The sequence below is a fragment of the Actinomadura barringtoniae genome, from assembly GCF_017573505.1.
GTDB lineage: Bacteria > Actinomycetota > Actinomycetes > Streptosporangiales > Streptosporangiaceae > Spirillospora > Spirillospora barringtoniae.
Genome location: NZ_JAGEOJ010000069.1, coordinates 1 through 460, shown reverse-complemented (window position 1 = coordinate 460; position 460 = coordinate 1). Strand labels below are relative to the sequence as shown.

Below are 460 nucleotides of genomic sequence, written 5' to 3'. Positions count from 1 at the left end.
CGGTGTCGTCGACGTGCCAGGTGCTGACGTGCGGGTCGTGGAAGGACAGCTCGGCGCCCAGGCGGGCCAGGCGGCGGGCGACCGGGCGGGCCGGGGATTCGCGCTGGTCGGCGATGTCGGCCTTGTAGGTCACCCCCAGCAACAACACCTTCGCGCCCTTCAACGCCCGCCCCTCACGGTTGAGCAGCTGCTGCGCACGCTCCACCACGTACCGGGGCATCCGATCGTTGATCTCCTGCGCCAGCTCCACGAACCGGAACGGATACCCCAGCGAACGCACCTTGTAGGACAGGTAGTTCGGGTCGATCGGGATGCAATGCCCACCCACCCCGGGCCCGGGCCGGAACGCCTGGAACCCGAACGGCTTGGTCGCCGCACAGTCGATCGCGTCCCACAGATCGATGCCCAGCTCGTTGCAGAACACCGCCATCTCGTTCACCAACGCGATGTTCACATGCCG

The 460-nt window shown here is 67.6% G+C and carries 1 protein-coding gene; it reads right to left on the bottom strand.

Features of this window, described 5'->3' with window-relative positions; all coding sequences use genetic code 11:
• Positions 1–460, bottom strand: a 460-nt coding sequence (locus J4573_RS53435) for a nucleotide sugar dehydrogenase (RefSeq protein ID WP_279575918.1), incomplete at both ends; no start/stop codon positions are given.